This window comes from Dysgonomonas sp. PH5-45 (assembly GCF_029893235.1).
Lineage (GTDB): Bacteria > Bacteroidota > Bacteroidia > Bacteroidales > Dysgonomonadaceae > UBA1309.
In genome coordinates, this window is sequence record NZ_JARXWE010000031.1 from 1 (window position 1) to 15,653 (window position 15,653).

General features: G+C 42.7%; 12 protein-coding genes and 1 pseudogene. 2 read left to right on the top strand and 11 right to left on the bottom strand.

From position 1 onward, the window contains the following. Window positions 1–129, top strand: a pseudogene (locus tag M2132_RS10170) (ATP-binding protein); the annotation flags it as partial. Window positions 130–792: 663 nt separating this feature from the next. On the opposite strand, the gene asnS reads toward M2132_RS10170, so the two are convergent. From asnS to purB, 3 genes are read right to left on the bottom strand one after another with little or no spacing between them, the layout of a single operon-like run. Beyond that, window positions 793–2,190 carry an asparagine--tRNA ligase gene (gene asnS / locus M2132_RS10175; protein WP_280673275.1) on the bottom strand — a complete coding sequence of 466 codons (1,398 nt, stop codon included), beginning with the start codon at window positions 2,188–2,190 and terminating at the stop codon, window positions 793–795. A gap of 35 nt (window positions 2,191–2,225) precedes the next feature. Next, a complete protein-coding gene (locus M2132_RS10180) occupies window positions 2,226–3,482 on the bottom strand; it encodes a pseudouridine synthase (RefSeq protein WP_280673274.1) in 1,257 nt (418 codons plus the stop codon). Between the two features lie 57 nt (window positions 3,483–3,539). Next, on the bottom strand, window positions 3,540–4,883 hold the full coding sequence (gene purB, locus M2132_RS10185) for an adenylosuccinate lyase (RefSeq protein ID WP_280673273.1): 1,344 nt from the start codon (window positions 4,881–4,883) through the stop codon (window positions 3,540–3,542). Window positions 4,884–5,134: 251 nt separating this feature from the next. On the opposite strand from purB, the gene M2132_RS10190 reads away from it, so the two are divergent. Next, a complete protein-coding gene (locus M2132_RS10190) occupies window positions 5,135–5,734 on the top strand; it encodes a ribonuclease HII (RefSeq protein ID WP_280673272.1) in 600 nt (199 codons plus the stop codon). Window positions 5,735–5,736: 2 nt separating this feature from the next. Here M2132_RS10190 and M2132_RS10195 read toward each other — a convergent pair whose 3' ends face one another. The 8 genes from M2132_RS10195 to M2132_RS10230 form a co-directional block, all read right to left on the bottom strand. After that, a complete protein-coding gene (locus M2132_RS10195) occupies window positions 5,737–6,327 on the bottom strand; it encodes a DUF4468 domain-containing protein (RefSeq protein WP_280673271.1) in 591 nt (196 codons plus the stop codon). 72 nt (window positions 6,328–6,399) lie between these two features. Continuing rightward, on the bottom strand, window positions 6,400–7,557 hold the full coding sequence (locus M2132_RS10200; protein WP_280673270.1) for a hypothetical protein: 1,158 nt from the start codon (window positions 7,555–7,557) through the stop codon (window positions 6,400–6,402). A gap of 2 nt (window positions 7,558–7,559) precedes the next feature. Then, window positions 7,560–8,534, bottom strand: coding sequence for a D-alanine--D-alanine ligase (locus tag M2132_RS10205; RefSeq protein ID WP_280673269.1), 975 nt, complete (start codon window positions 8,532–8,534; stop codon window positions 7,560–7,562). A gap of 38 nt (window positions 8,535–8,572) precedes the next feature. Next, window positions 8,573–9,652 (bottom strand): RluA family pseudouridine synthase, encoded by a 1,080-nt coding sequence (locus M2132_RS10210; RefSeq protein ID WP_280673268.1) that lies wholly within the window; start codon window positions 9,650–9,652, stop codon window positions 8,573–8,575. Further along, entirely contained in the window at window positions 9,652–10,290 is a 639-nt protein-coding gene (locus tag M2132_RS10215) for a PASTA domain-containing protein (RefSeq protein ID WP_280673267.1), read from the bottom strand. Before M2132_RS10215 ends, M2132_RS10210 begins: the two co-directional genes overlap by 1 nt. Before the next feature lie 395 nt (window positions 10,291–10,685). Then, on the bottom strand, window positions 10,686–10,835 hold the full coding sequence (locus M2132_RS10220) for a hypothetical protein (RefSeq protein ID WP_280673266.1): 150 nt from the start codon (window positions 10,833–10,835) through the stop codon (window positions 10,686–10,688). Window positions 10,836–11,467: 632 nt separating this feature from the next. Next, a complete protein-coding gene (locus M2132_RS10225; RefSeq protein WP_280673265.1) occupies window positions 11,468–14,014 on the bottom strand; it encodes an ATP-dependent Clp protease ATP-binding subunit in 2,547 nt (848 codons plus the stop codon). 252 nt (window positions 14,015–14,266) lie between these two features. Then, the gene (locus M2132_RS10230) at window positions 14,267–15,598 is read right to left on the bottom strand and encodes a PhoH family protein (protein ID WP_280673264.1); all 1,332 of its coding nucleotides are present in this window, start codon (window positions 15,596–15,598) and stop codon (window positions 14,267–14,269) included. Between the last annotated feature and the right edge of the window lie 55 nt (window positions 15,599–15,653).

Consider the following 15,653-nt stretch of genomic DNA (forward strand, 5'->3'; position numbering starts at 1 on the left):
GAGGTTGGTGGCAAGAACAAAGGGCAAAAGCAGATTGAAGGAGTTGAGAATGGATATGTTCTAAAAGATGATATAGAGAGTGGATATTTGAATGTTGTGCCGTTGTGGCAATTGGGGTTGAGCTATTGAATTATTTCCACCCTATCCCGCCAATCCAAACTGCCCCCCATGGAACAATATAAATTGCCCCCTTAACAACAGTTTATATTGCCCCCCGAAATAAGAGTAAATAAGAGTTTGTCGTTTTTGTTTGAGAGTGTTAAAATTTTTGTTACTTAAAAGCAGAGCAACAAAAATTTACCATCATGTCTAACAAAACCATTAGTATGTTAAAACTACGACAAGTAATCCGTCTTTACCACCAGGGCAAGGGCACCAAGGCGATAGCCGGGATGTCTTTTGTATCCGGCAATACGATTAAGAAGTACCTGCATATTTTTCTTAGTTCAGGCCAGAGTTATGAATCATTCTCGGCCATGAGCGATGAGGCTGTCTCACAATGATGAGATGGTCTCTTTTTTTTGGGGGTATAAAAAAGAAGCAAACCTTGAGGGGGATTTTAGTCCCCCTTGACCATTCCTGTTAGTCAGGTTATCGCTAGCAAGTTGCTCCTCAGCAGAGCCTACTTCCTCATCAACTTCGCTCGTAAGATAAGAATTAGTTCGCAGATTTTTACCAACTATTTTTCAGTACATCACCTTGTTCTTTAAGCCGATAATACAAAGAAAAGGGTAACCGTTATTCCCGATTACCCAACCTCTCTATTCTTATCTTTGTTGCTTTTGTCTTCACTTAAAATTCCACATTTTTAGGCGTGCGTGGAAAAGGAATAACATCACGTATATTGGCCATGCCCGTAACGAACAACATCAGGCGTTCAAATCCCAATCCAAAACCGGCATGCGGAGCCGTTCCGAATTTACGGGTTTCGATATACCACCAAATAGGGCTGCAATTCATACCCGTTTCGTTGATACGAGCCATTAGTTTATCGTAATCGGCTTCACGTTCCGAGCCTCCTATTATTTCCCCGATTTTAGGGAAAAGCACATCCATGGCACGTACTGTTTTTCCGTCTTCGTTCTGTTTCATGTAGAACGATTTGATTTCCTTAGGATAATCGGTGAGGATAACAGGACGTTTAAAGTGTTTTTCTACCAGATAACGTTCGTGTTCCGATTGTAGGTCTATACCCCATCCCACAGGGAATTCAAATTTCTGTCCGCTTTCTTCAAGAATCTTAACCCCTTCGGTATAAGTAAGGCGCACAAAGTCGTTATCGACTACAAACTTCAGTCTGTCAATCAGGTCCTTATCGTACATATCGTTCAGGAACTCTATGTCTTCCCTACAATGTTCTAAGGCATAACGAATCAGGTATTTCAGAAAATCTTCTGCCAAGTCCATATTATCAACAATGTCATTGAAGGCAACTTCAGGCTCAATCATCCAAAACTCGGCAAGGTGGCGGGGTGTGTTAGAGTTTTCGGCACGGAAGGTTGGTCCGAATGTATAGATTCCTCCCAGCGACATTGCACCAAGTTCGCCCTCCAACTGTCCCGATACGGTGAGGTTGGTTTGTTGCCCAAAAAAGTCTTCCGTATAGTTCACTCTACCTGTTTCCGTACGGGGAACATTATCCATGTTCAGTGTAGTTACCTGAAACAACGAACCCGCGCCTTCGCAATCGGAAGCCGTTGTTATCGGGGTATGGAAGTAAAAGAATCCTTTTTCGTTAAAATAGTTATGTATCGCATACGACATATGATGGCGCATACGGAAAATAGCACCAAAGGTATTTGTGCGAGGACGCAAATGAGCTATCTCACGCAGGAATTCGAGCGAGTGTCCTTTTTTCTGCAAAGGGTATTCCTGAGGATCGGCTGTGCCATATATCTCTATCTCACTGGCTTGAATTTCGCCTTTCTGCCCTTTGCCTTGCGATTCGACCAAGGTTCCCACAACATGCACACAGGCTCCTGTTGTTATTGGTTTCAGGTATTCTTCGCCAAATTTTTCGCTATCGACAACTACTTGGATATTATTTATAGTAGAACCGTCATTCAGCGCAATAAAGCTAACTTGTTTGTTTCCTCGGCGGGTACGTACCCATCCTTTAGCACTCACGGTTGCTCCAAAGTCTTCACGCCGGAGCAAGTCAACGATTTTAGTTCTACGAATTGTTTCCATCAGTTTAAATGTATATAAATATGTAATATTTCTGTTTATTCAAAAGCACCCATCCGCAGCATGTTTACTTCGCTTTCGGTGAGGTAACGCCAACGGCCACGGCTAAGGTTTTTCTTTGTCAATCCGGCAAAGTAGACACGGTCGAGTTTCAGAATCTGGTAACCCAATTTCTCAAAGATCCGGCGCACAATACGATTACGTCCCGAGTGAATTTCTATCCCTACTTCGTTCAGCACATCCTCGGCTACGTAAGCAATAGAGTCGGCATGTATTTCTCCGTCATCGAGCATTATACCATCGGCTATGGCCTGCATATCTTCGATAGCTACATCGCGATCTAACCTTACCTGATAAATTTTCTTTTTCTTGAATTTAGGGTGCATCAATTTTGACGCCAAATCGCCATCATTGGTCAGAAGCAATACCCCGGTTGTATTACGGTCAAGACGCCCCACCGGATAGATTCGCTCCGGACAGGCATTTTTCACCAAGTCCATAACCGTCATACGGTTTTGAGGGTCGTCCGAAGTCGTTACACAGTTCTTAGGTTTGTTAAGCAATACATAAACTTTGCTTTCTAAAGAAACAGACCTGTCGTGAAACAAAACAGTATCGCTTCTCTTCACCTTTGCTCCCAATTCGGAAACAACCTCGCCATTCACTTTCACGATACCCGCCAAGATAAAGGCATCGGCTTCGCGGCGCGAACAAACACCAGCATTTGCCAAGTATTTATTTAAACGGATAAGTGTTTCCGGGTCGATATTTTCTTTGTACTTAACCGGCTTATTCAGTTGTTTTTTACGGGTTATTTTCCGATCGTTGGTTACTGCGGGTCGTTGATTGCGGTTATTGTTCCGGTCGGCGTAGCCACCATTTCCTCTGTTTTGGTTGTTACGGTTGCCGTAGCCGCCGCCCGCATTGTTGCTTCTATAACCACCGCCATTGTTCCCACGGGAGTTGTATCCGTCGTTACCGCGGTTGCCGTAGCCACCGCCGTTGTTGCTTCTGTATCCGCCTCCTTCGTTGTTGTTGCCATACGACTGTCTTCCACCGTTACGATAATTGTCATTATCGCGACGGGGAGTATAGCTTCGCTCGTTTGAACGGTAGCTGTCGCCACCTGAACGATAGGAAGACGAATCACGGTCTTCGCGTCTGGGGTTACTTGCCTCACGGCTCACATATCTGTTACTATCTCCAACACGAGGTCTTTTTTTCTTCACATTTCCGTCTTGCTCGGCATTCGGCCTACGTGTACTGTCATCACGTTCTCCACTTGCTGTCATCATTTTTTTTTCTAAATTAATAGTTATCAATAGCCTCACGGCTAACTTTTCTTTACTTTTTTAAATTCCTGTATAAGAATGGGGAGTTATTGCCCTTAATTCTTTTTTTATATCATCACTTACATTCAACGTTTCTATAAACTCCGAAATTGATTTTTGGGTTATCGCCTCGTTTGTCCGGGTTAACGCTTTCAGCGCTTCGTATGGTTTTGGATAGCCTTCGCGCCGGAGTATTGTCTGGATACCTTCGGCTACAACAGCCCAGCAATCGTCCAAATCTTTCTTCAAGGCATCGGCATTCAACAAAAGCTTGTCTAATCCTTTTTGTGTGCTTTGTATAGCAATCAGTATATGGCCAAAGGGAACACCTACATTGCGCAAAACGGTAGAGTCGGTCAAGTCGCGTTGCAACCTCGAAATAGGAAGCTTTGCAGCCAGATGCTCCAATATGGCATTTGCTATACCAAGATTACCTTCGGCATTCTCGAAGTCGATAGGGTTCACCTTGTGAGGCATTGCCGACGAACCCACTTCGCCCGCTTTAATTTTTTGTTTAAAATATTCCATCGATATATATTGCCAGAAGTCCCGGTTCATATCTATCATGATGGTATCAATTCTTTTCAGGGCATCAAAAATTGCCGCCATATTGTCGTAGTTCGAAATCTGGGTTGTCCACTCTTCGCGACACAGCCCCAGTTTTTCGTTAACAAAACGGTTTCCGAATTCTTTCCAATCGTACTGCGGATAGGCTACATGGTGAGCATTGAAATTGCCTGTTGCCCCACCGAACTTAGCGCACAAAGGAATATTTTTCAGTATATCCAACTGTTTGTCTAAGCGGCTCACAAACACCATAACCTCCTTGCCCAAACGCGTGGGTGATGCCGGTTGTCCGTGCGTTTTTGCCAACATGGGGATATCTTTCCACTCTTCGGCCTTAGCCCGCAAAGAAGCTATCAAAGCATCGAGCATCGGGAAGTACACCTCGTTCAAGGCATCCTTAACCGACAACGGAACCGATGTGTTATTTATGTCCTGCGATGTCAGCCCGAAATGGATAAACTCCTTATATTTTTCAAGACCAAGCAAATCGAATTTTTCCTTAACAAAATACTCAACCGCTTTCACATCGTGATTGGTAACACTTTCTGTGTCTTTAACGTGCGAAGCGTCTTTTTCAGAGAAATCGGCTACAATTTTTCTTAATTCCGAAAAAACGGCAGGGTCTACATCCTTCAGTTGTGGCAACGGGAGCTGACATAAGGCGATGAAGTATTCTACCTCAACGTGAACCCTATATTTTATCAACGCAAACTCGGAAAAGTAATTTGTTAATAGTTGTGTTTTACTACGATACCGTCCATCAACTGGTGAGACAGCAGTAAGTACGTTTAAATCCATTTGTAATTTTATAAAATAAATACGATTTAGAATATCTTTTGCTTGGGCATTAAATACTGAAACAATCTTCTTGTTTTCCTTATACAGACATGCGATTATACCACAAAAGTAATGATAAATTTAACTCCATCTAAAAAAAACAATCAAAAAAGCACTATATCATTCACAAAACCATTTAACTAAGACAAAATATAGTCAAAATATCTCGCAAAAGCCTTACCTTTGAAGAAGAAAACAAACATCTTTGCCAAATGCTTTTACCTTACCTGAACGCCAATACTACCGAAGCCGGATGCGATGAAGCCGGCAGAGGATGCCTTGCCGGGCCGGTATTTGCCGCCGCTGTAATACTTCCTCCCAACTTTGCCTGCCAAAAGCTAAACGACTCGAAGCAGCTGTCGGAGAAAGCCCGTTACGAGCTGCGCCCCATTATAGAAGCCAATGCCATAGCATATGCCGTGGGCATTGTTTCGCATACCGAAATAGACAGCATAAACATTCTGAAAGCATCGTTCCTTGCCATGCACCGGGCCATCGGCGGTTTAAGTGTAAAACCCCAGCATTTGCTTATAGACGGAAACCGGTTTACAAAATATCCTGACATTCCGCATACTTGCATAGTGAAGGGGGACGGCAAATTTCTTTCTATTGCCGCAGCCTCAATTCTGGCAAAAACTTATAGGGACGATTATATGCTTGCCCTGCATAAAGAATACCCACAATATGGTTGGGACACAAACAAAGGATACCCTACCGCTAAACACAGAAAGGTAATATCCGAACTGGGGGTAACTCCTCACCACCGCAAAAGCTTTAATTTATTTGAACGGCAACTAAGCCTTGATTTGTAACCTTATCGGCGGTTTATAGCTACCGACACATCATCAAGAAGTGTATTCAAGAAGAAGATAGTGGATTTTTCGAGATTGCTTCTGAACTCGCCCGATATTCCGGCAGGAAGGGTTTTGAGCGAAGGTAAAATAAGCTCTTCGGCTCTATACGACTTATGCACTGTTTTTACCGCAGCCTTGTCTTTGGGGAGAGGCACATGGAAAGTGATGCCTTTGACCTCCATTACACACTTGTCTTGACAGAGAAAAACATTCAACCGGTATTTCATAGGTACACTCTCTCGCTTGCCCTCCGAGTCTTCGGGCAGCAAAAGTTCTATCCTCGAGGTTATTCTTACTTCCTTGTTTTTGGGATCGTACTTTATTGAAGATACAAATGTGTCTTTACCATATTCTTTGCGCCCCCAATCCTTTATTCCGGCATAAACCGAGTCTGGATTGAGATCTTTTACATCAAATTCTTTCAGAAATACAACCTTATCTTCGAACGAAGTTACTTCTGTAAACTTATCGGGCGATTTTGTTATCTGCGCAAAGCCCGAAACGGAAAGAAGACCTAAAAGAAGGACTACACAAAGTATTTTTCTCATCATGTTTTATTTGGTTTTCATTTTCACGAAACATTCAAAGGTACAAAAAATGAGCGAAACACCCGCATATTTAAACTACGTCCCCGTTGCTATTAAATAATTTTTAAGAGTATTTGAGTACATTTCAAGAAATTTCTGCCACAAAAAATCATGGTCCTTATTCTCTAAATGAATCTTTGCAATCTGGTTATTCACATATTCCTTAAAGTCGTCAACTTGCTGAGGGGTATACTGTTCTGTAAACTCGTTGTTACGATACAGCAGGTCGTAGGCAATATAATTGATGGGATATATCCGGTAGTTCCGGTGTATTTCGGAGTCGATACAGCGTGTAGCCAGTTCCACCTGATGTTTGCGGTCGGGTTCGGCGGCAATCTTATCCAATTCGTCGTTGATGGCCTTACCAAACTGGAAATGGATATGTCCCTTGAAGCCGAGAATACCTTTTTCCATGTTTATCAAATCGTCTTTTTGTGTTTTCTTGTACTCCGGATTATCCCTTTTCAGTTGGAACTCCTGAGCCTTCAGATAATCGCAAGGGTCATACTCGTACGACAGTGACAAGGGTATTATGTTCAAATCCTTGAGGCTGTCTATAAACGATGCCCCTTCGGGAGCCAATGCCAGCATTTTCAGCAAACTGCCTTGGGTTTTATCGTCCGAATCTTTTGCTCTGCCCTCACGGTGAGCCAACCACACAGATTCGTTTTTTTCATTAATCACATAGTGAATGTATTCCGACATATGGCGCGATACCTGCAACATCTGGCGGACGGATACTCCCCGCTGCACAATAAAGCTTTTGTTTAACCGTACCAATTTCTTGATCCAAGGAAATACAAACAGGTTGTCGCCAATGCCTATCTCGGTGGTGTCGAATCCTTCTTCAAAGCGCAGTATATTCAGCAGTCCGGCATCCAGCACAATGTCCCTGTGGTTAGACAGAAAAAGGTGCTGCTTGCTACGGTCTATGTTTCCCCAATTGGTGGCTTCTATCGAAGAGGATGTTTTTCTGGCAACCCCCCATACAACCCTGTATATTAGATTTTTCTGAAATTCATATTTAGTTGTGAATTGCGACATCTGGGCACAAAACATGTCCCAGTCGATACCCGGCATCATATACATCACCGCAACCTTGAAGCCTTCGTCTTCAAGAAGCTCCATGATGGTTTGGTTTACCTCATCGTCACGCAGAGGGGCTATGTCGTCATATAGTCTGCTATCGGTCATAATCATCCAATTTTCCGATTTTCTATTATCTCTGTCAAAACATCAGTTATATTCAGTCCGGCGGCTTTTATCTGCTGGGGAATAAAACTTGTAAGGGTCATGCCCGGCGTAGTGTTTACTTCGAGCAAAAAAGGGACTTCGCCCGAAACAATATAGTCGACCCTGATAATACCTTTTGCCCCCACCAGGTCGTATATCCGGGAGGTCATGCTCTTTATCTGCTGGGTCAGTTGGTCTGATATGCGGGCGGGAGTAATTTCGTCTACCTGTCCGTTGTATTTGGCATTATAATCGAAAAACTCGTTGTCGGTAACAACTTCCGTCAGCGGAAATATGGTTTCCACTCCATCAATTTTATAGCATCCGCAGGTAACTTCCGTTCCCGAAATAAAGCTTTCAATAATCACCTCTTCGGCCTCCTCAAAAGCCTCGTTTATAGCCGATTGTAACCCATCCTGCGTTTTCACTTTTGTTGTGGCAAAGCTCGACCCTCCTACATTGGGCTTAACAAACACAGGGAAACCCAATCGTGAGCCTATTTCCGCCACATCATACCTATCCTGTGCAGTTAAACGGACAGAATCGGCAACCTTCAGACCAAAAGATTTCAGGTAATTATTACATATAAATTTATTGAAAGTCAAGGCCGAAGCCATCACGCCGCAGCAAGAATAAGGTATGCCAAGCATATCTAAATAGCCTTGCAGACGGCCGTCTTCGCCCGGTGTACCGTGTATTATTATGAAGGCGTAATCGAATTTCGTTTTCCCACCGGCTGTAGTATAACTAAAGTCATTTTTATCGACAGGATATGCCTCGCCGCCAACATTCACCGTCCACTCATGGCGGTCAAGTTTTACTTCAAATATATTGTAGCGGGTTTTGTCTAAAAAAGAACAAACCCCTGCCATGCTTTTTTCTGAAACAATTATCTCGGAAGAATAACCTCCCCAAACAACAGCAACATTTTTTTTCATTATATAGTTAGTTTGTCAACTTCTATTGATACTTACTTTTATATTTCCCTGTTCGATATATATGTACGCCAACGTTCAAGCAGCAATTGCATATCGGCCGGGATAGGAGCCTCGAACATCATTTCTTGCCCGGTGCGCGGATGCACAAAGCCTAATGTACGGGCATGTAATGCCGGACGGGGACACATGGCAAAACAGTTCTCGACAAACTGTTTATACTTCGAGAAGGTTGTTCCCTTCAATATCTGGTTCCCGCCGTAACGCTCGTCATTAAACAGGGTATGCCCTATATGCTTCATATGCACACGTATCTGGTGTGTGCGTCCGGTTTCCAGTTGGCAACGAACCAACGTAACATAGCCCAACCGCTCCATCACCTCATAGTGGGTCACGGCATGTTTACCCTGACTATCGTCCGCAAAAACGGTCATCTGCAAGCGGTCTTTCACGCTACGCCCGATATTGCCGGTTACCGTACCCGAATCTTCGGCAAAACTACCCCACACCAAAGCATTATATTGGCGTTTGGTTGTTTTGTTGAAAAACTGGCTTGCAAGGAATGTTTTGGCATTCGCGTTTTTAGCTACAACCAACAGCCCCGATGTACCCTTGTCGATACGATGCACCAAACCCAAACGTGGGTCTTTCGAGTCGTATTCGGGGGTATCCTTCAGCCGGTAGGCTATGGCATTGACCAGCGTTCCCGTATAATTTCCATGCCCGGGATGTACCACCATGCCCGGTTGTTTGTTTATAACCATCAGGTCTTGGTCTTCATAAACCACATCAAGAGGCAGGTCTTCCGGAATAATCTCCAGCTCCCTCTTTGGGCGATCCATTACGATAGACACCACATCGAGCGGTTTGACTCGGTAGTTCGATTTCACCGGCTTATCGTTCACCAATACACAACCTGCATCAGCAGCCTGTTGTATACGGTTTCTTGAAATTCCAATAATCCTATCGGTCAGAAACTTATCTATCCGCAAGAGCCCTTGTCCCTTATCGGCCACAAACCGGAAATGTTCGTACATCTCCTCCTGTTCGCTTCCAGTAAAGTCATCTCCTTCGTTTATTATATCGTCAATATCTTCGTTCAGTACAAAATCGTCAGCCATTATTCCATAAAACTTTCGTCAACAACAGCCGACGGTGCTACTTCGGGTAAAGAATCATCATCATATACATCTTCTGCCCCGGAACCACTACCCACGCTCAAAACCAATGCGGCATTCTTGGGTACTTTTTCGTTTGCTTTCAGCGTGCGTCCACTGTGCGACACCGAAAAAACCAAGTCTCTATATTCCGAAGGGATTGTAGATTTTGTTACGTTGGCAAAGCCTAAAGCCTTCAACAAAGCTTCGGCCTGACGGAAAGACATATCCTCAACATCGGGAATTGTGATAAGCTGCTGCCCCCGCGCGTGCAAAGTCAAAAAGATGACACGTCCGCCCTTTACCTTCGATCCGGCAGAAGGAACATAGTCCATAACCGAACCGGGTGTACCTTTTTTTTCGTAAACCGAATCAACAACCTCATACTTCAAACCCGCGGCTTTCAGTATGGCGGCAGCTTCCGTTTCCTGCAAGCCCTCCAATTGTGGCACCTCAACGTAGCTTCCGTGCTTGGTGTATAGGTTTACTCCCTTTACCACACCAAACAAAAGCACGAATGTTATTGCCAACATCAAAAAAACACTTCTGATGTATATATTTTTATAAATCCTTTTCAGAAAACTTCCTTCCGATTTTGCCATCTTACTTAATTTGAATAAAAGAACAAATGTACAAAAATACAAAAAAAACCATGCGGTAAACGGTAGTCGTTTATAAATAACATTTCGGCTGTATGCAAAAAAGGCAATCGCCTGCTAATAAACAGTTTTTTGCCTTGACTTTATATACTGTACTAAGTCAATCTTTTCGGCTACATAGCTGCTTTATAATAAAAGGAAAAGAGGTTGCTGCCAAAATAATCGGGAGCGACCTCTTTCCATTTTTAAATCAGTTATTTACACTATACAAACATATATATTTTTATTTGAAAAAATAAGATCCAAATTGTTAATTTTGAAGAATCATATTCTATTGTCGAACAATTGGGATATATTTGATATTTGTAAAATAGTATGGAGATTTCAAGTCAAGCATATTAAGTAAGAGTTATGCCTGCTATTTTCACAAACGGCACGGCAATATAGAAAAGCCAAATGAATGAAATGAAATCTCCAATACCCATTTTTATGAATAGTTTTCCATCTATGGTATAACAAGAAGCTTGCACAGATGGTTTTCTGTTCATAAAATTTATTCTAATACTATTTTTTGATGTTTTACTGCAACAGACAGATATGGCAAAAGTATACGCACATAATAATGTCCGATAATATCTTTTTATAAGAAATACTCTTTGATTTTTGTACGGTGGTATGTTAGGATTTATGAGAAATTTGTTGATTTTCTCTAATAAGGTAATATAACTAACTACTCCATGAGAGCCAATTAATCTATACCCTGCTCCATTGCTCAGAGGATAAGTTGTCATCTATTATATATTTTGCCTTTTACTTTCTTATCAGGACAATTGTATCCTAATGACACAAAGTAACATATTTTTTTTATACAAAACAAAAAAAATACATTTTTGCTATTTTGCACACCACGCAAATTACGATTGCAAAGGCCTTAAACACAAAAGAGCCAATAATGATGTTCAGAGAATTCATGCTAAAAGTTTTATTATAAAATATTTACAAAGCTTATCGTAGAGTTACCCGCACTCCTTGAAGGCTGTATCTGAACAGAGTTGTGTTTTTATTCAAGATTCTTCGCTTTGCTCAAAAACTATAACTGACGACATAAAAAGAGAGGGAGAACGTTCGTTTTTCTGCGAACATTCCCCCTCTTTTTAATATTTTTTGCCGAAGGCAGAAGCTATACTGTGGAAGCAGGTACTTCTTTAACTTCCAGTTTCAGTTTTTCGTTTTCTTTATCGGCCCTCACTTCAATTACGGTATCGGGCTTAACCTCTCCCGATAGTATAAGTTCGGCTATCTCGTCTTCCAGATAATTTTGTATGGCACGCTTCAACGGTCGTGCTCCGAACTGAACGTCATAGCCCCTTTCCGAAAGAAAATCCTTGGCATCGTCTTTCACTTCTATTTGCAATCCGAGTTCGGACATGCGTTTGTGAAAATCTTTCAGTTCTATATCTATAATTTTGTAGATAGAGTCTTTCCCCAATTGGTCGAAGATGATGATATCGTCCACACGGTTCAGGAACTCGGGCGAAAAAGTCTTATTCAACGCTTTTTGCAGAACCCCTCGTGAGTGTTCTTTTCCTCGTTCGTTATTCAAATCGGTATTGAAGCCCACTCCTTTACCGAAGTCTTTCAACTGGCGTGTACCAACGTTCGATGTCATAATCAGAATTGTATTCTTAAAATCGACCTTACGTCCCAAACTATCGGTTAAATGGCCTTCGTCAAGAACCTGCAACAAAAGGTTGAATACATCGGGATGCGCTTTCTCTATCTCGTCCAGCAGAACTACCGAATAAGGTTTGCGGCGCACTCTTTCGGTTATCTGTCCGCCTTCTTCGTAGCCCACGTATCCGGGAGGCGCTCCTACGAGACGCGATACGGTGAATTTTTCCATATATTCGCTCATGTCGATACGGATAAGGGCATCGGCCGAGTCGAAAAGTTCTTCTGCTATTTTCTTTGCCAAATAAGTTTTACCGACTCCTGTTGGCCCCAGAAACATAAACGTTCCGATGGGTTTATTAGGATCTTTCAGCCCTACACGGTTACGCTGGATGGCTTTCACTACCTTTTTCACAGCTTCGTCTTGCCCTATAACTACCGATCGGAGGTTGTCCTTCATATGCAGTAATTTTGCACCTTCGTTTTCAGATATACGCTGCACGGGTACTCCTGTCATCATGGCAACGGTTTCTGCCACTTTTTCAGCATCCACGGTTTCGGGTTGCTCTTTCAGCTGATTCTCCCATTTGGTTTCTTCGTCTTCCAACTGTTTCATCAGGTGGCGTTGCTTATCGCGGAAACTTGCTGCCAGCTCGTATTTTTGAGACTTAACGGCGTTGGTTTTCTCTTCTACAATTTTTGCCAGTTCTCCTTCGAGCTCCTCAATGATTTTCGGAACACTTACATTCGATATGTGCATGCGCGAACCCGATTCGTCTAAAGCGTCGATAGCCTTATCGGGGAAGTTACGGTCGGTCACATACCTATCCGTAAGGCTAACGCAGGCTTCGAGCGCATCGTCGGTATATTTCACGTTGTGATGCTCTTCGTAACGGTCTTTGATATTTTTCAATATCTGTAAAGTTTCGTCAGCAGTGGTAGGCTCTACCAACACTTTCTGGAAACGGCGTTCCAAAGCTCCGTCTTTTTCTATATTCTTACGATACTCGTCCAAGGTTGTTGCACCGATACATTGAATTTCGCCACGGGCAAGAGCCGGTTTCAACATATTGGCGGCATCGAGCGATCCTGTTGCTCCGCCTGCACCCACAATGGTATGTATCTCGTCTATAAAGAGGATGATATTCGGGTTCTTTGCCAATTCGTTCAGGATAGCTTTGATGCGTTCTTCAAACTGGCCACGATATTTTGTGCCGGCAACAACCGATGCCATATCGAGCGAAATGACCCGTTTGTCGAACAACACCCGTGCAACTTTCTTTTGAGTAATGCGTAAGGCTAAACCTTCTACAATAGCCGATTTACCTACACCCGGCTCACCGATAAGAATAGGATTATTCTTTTTACGGCGGCTTAGTATCTGGGCAAGGCGTTCTATCTCCTTTTCGCGGCCCACAATGGGGTCGAGCTTATTTTCGAGAGCGGCTTTCGTGATATCCGTTCCGAAATTATCTAAAACGGGCGTATCGGACGAGGTACGGGGCTGCTGTGTGTTTACGTTTTGCGAACCACCCGCTGCTCCTGTTCCTCCCATAGTATCGTCGTCGTCATCGTCGTCGGTAAAGTCTGCCCCCATTTTAGGCGACAAATCGTCTTTACGACCACCTATATTTTTTAAATACATGAACATTTCCGCATAATTAACATTCAATGCAGTCAGTACATTGGCTGCAACGTTTTCTTTTTCTTTGAGTATAGCCAGCAGCAAATGCTCGGTGTCGGTTTCCGCACTGCGCATCAATCTTGCTTCAAGAATACTCATCTTCAATATTTTCTCTGTACTTTTATTTAAAACAATTTCATTGTTTCCCGAAAAAACTTCCTGATGGTCTGCAACCATCGCGTCTATATTTTGTTTTAAATTTTCTGGCTCTATCCCGAAATCTTTTAATGCCTGTATGGCAATTCCCTCTCCGTTACGGAGAATTCCAAGCATCAAATGTTCCGGCCCTAAATAATTGTTTTGGAGTCGCCCAGCCTCTTCACGGCTGTAAGCCATGACTTTGCGAACCGTTTGCGAAAAATTATTTTCCATAACCTTTATAATTTGATGTTTTGTAAACTAAAATTAGTTCTATAAAGCTTCTGCTTATTTTGATTTGTTCTATATAGACAAAAATGATGCCATAAAAGTTTACTCAGGTTTACAATTTTATTTTCTCTATTTCTTAAACACCATTCATTTCTGCTGTGATACAAATTTACGAATGCTCGCGATAAGGATTAATAGGGTTCTTTTCTTTTTATGTATTATTATGTACGATAGTTAAAAAGTACATTCTGGCTACTATAAGAGAACACTTGCCAGTTCGGCGAGCTTGCTCCGTTCTCCTTTTTGCAGGTTGACGTGTGCAAAAAGCTCCTGTCCGTTCATTTTGTCGATAACATACGCCAGCCCGTTCGACTGTGCATCCAGATAGGGGGAGTCTATTTGCTGCAAATCGCCTGTGAAGACCATCTTTGTTCCTTCGCCTGCCCGTGTTATGATTGTTTTTATTTCGTGTGGAGTAAGGTTCTGGGCTTCGTCTACGATACAGAACGTTTCCGAAAGGCTTCTTCCACGGATGTAGGCAAGGGCTTCGATCTCTATTTTTTTTGTTTTTTGCATCTCCTCTATGTTTCTGTATTCTGTGTTTCCGTATGCGAGGAGGTTCTTTATTACACCCAGATTGTCGAAAAGCGGCTGCATGTAGGGAGCTATTTTTTCTTTTTCGTCGCCCGGCAAGAAACCTAATTCTTTATTGCTGAGCGCAACAATGGGACGAGCCAAAAGAATTTGCCCGTATTCGTTACTTTGCTTCAGGGCAGAGGCCAAAGCCAAAAGGGTTTTTCCCGTTCCGGCTTTTCCTGTCAGTGCAACGAGTTTAACTTCGGGGTCGAGCAAAACTTCAAGAGCAAAGGCTTGCTCCGCATTGCGGGGCTGCACCCCGTAGCAAACTTGTTTCTCAATCTTCTTCACTTTCCGTGTGAAAGGGTTATATCTTACCAATGCGCTTTTTTTGCCATTTTTCATCACAAAGCACTCGTTGGCGACAACCGGTTCCGATAAATCGAGTTCGGAATAGTCTATCCCGTCCGGCTCGGCATAAAGCCTGTCTATAAGAACGGGGTCAAGGTCTGTAAAGGTTTTGTGCTGTTTCCCGAACACAAAAACATCAATTACCTTATCGTTGATATAATCTTCGGCAAGCAACTCGATAGAACGAGCCTTCATGCGCAGATTTATATCTTTGGTTATCAGTATGGTTTTTGTTTTTGGATCGCGCTCGGTCACCTCTTTCAGTACGCCAAGAATACGGTGATCGGGTATGTTTTCGGGATAAAATTCGGCAATCTTATCCATGCCTTTTAGGTTGGTTTCTATATAAAGCCGCCCTTTACCGCTTCCGAGGGCTGCTCCTTTCTTGAAAAGGTCGTCGTCGGTCAGGCTATCGAGCTGCCGTAAAAACTCACGGGCATTAAAGTTTATCTGCTCGTTGCCTTTTTTGAACCTGTCAAGTTCTTCCAGAACAACTATGGGAATATATATATCGTTTTCTTCAAAGTTGTCTAAGCATCTGAAATCGTGAAGAATAACATTAGTGTCTATAATGAAATTTTTTCTCTTGTTCCGGCCCATAATTTTTCATTTTAGAGGTTTATACTTAAAAGTAATGCTTTTATTCCTTTATAAC

Coding starts and splice junctions, on each gene's coding strand:
- M2132_RS10180 (WP_280673274.1), bottom strand. CDS start 3,482: ATGATGACAGCAAGTGGAGAACGTGATGACAGTACACGTAGGCCGAAT.
- M2132_RS10210 (WP_280673268.1), bottom strand. CDS start 9,652: ATGGCTGACGATTTTGTACTGAACGAAGATATTGACGATATAATAAAC.
- M2132_RS10205 (WP_280673269.1), bottom strand. CDS start 8,534: ATGAAAAAAAATGTTGCTGTTGTTTGGGGAGGTTATTCTTCCGAGATA.
- M2132_RS10220 (WP_280673266.1), bottom strand. CDS start 10,835: ATGAACAGAAAACCATCTGTGCAAGCTTCTTGTTATACCATAGATGGA.
- M2132_RS10225 (WP_280673265.1), bottom strand. CDS start 14,014: ATGGAAAATAATTTTTCGCAAACGGTTCGCAAAGTCATGGCTTACAGC.
- asnS (WP_280673275.1), bottom strand. CDS start 2,190: ATGGAAACAATTCGTAGAACTAAAATCGTTGACTTGCTCCGGCGTGAA.
- M2132_RS10190 (WP_280673272.1), top strand. CDS start 5,135: ATGCTTTTACCTTACCTGAACGCCAATACTACCGAAGCCGGATGCGAT.
- M2132_RS10230 (WP_280673264.1), bottom strand. CDS start 15,598: ATGGGCCGGAACAAGAGAAAAAATTTCATTATAGACACTAATGTTATT.
- M2132_RS10215 (WP_280673267.1), bottom strand. CDS start 10,290: ATGGCAAAATCGGAAGGAAGTTTTCTGAAAAGGATTTATAAAAATATA.
- M2132_RS10195 (WP_280673271.1), bottom strand. CDS start 6,327: ATGATGAGAAAAATACTTTGTGTAGTCCTTCTTTTAGGTCTTCTTTCC.
- M2132_RS10200 (WP_280673270.1), bottom strand. CDS start 7,557: ATGACCGATAGCAGACTATATGACGACATAGCCCCTCTGCGTGACGAT.
- purB (WP_280673273.1), bottom strand. CDS start 4,883: ATGGATTTAAACGTACTTACTGCTGTCTCACCAGTTGATGGACGGTAT.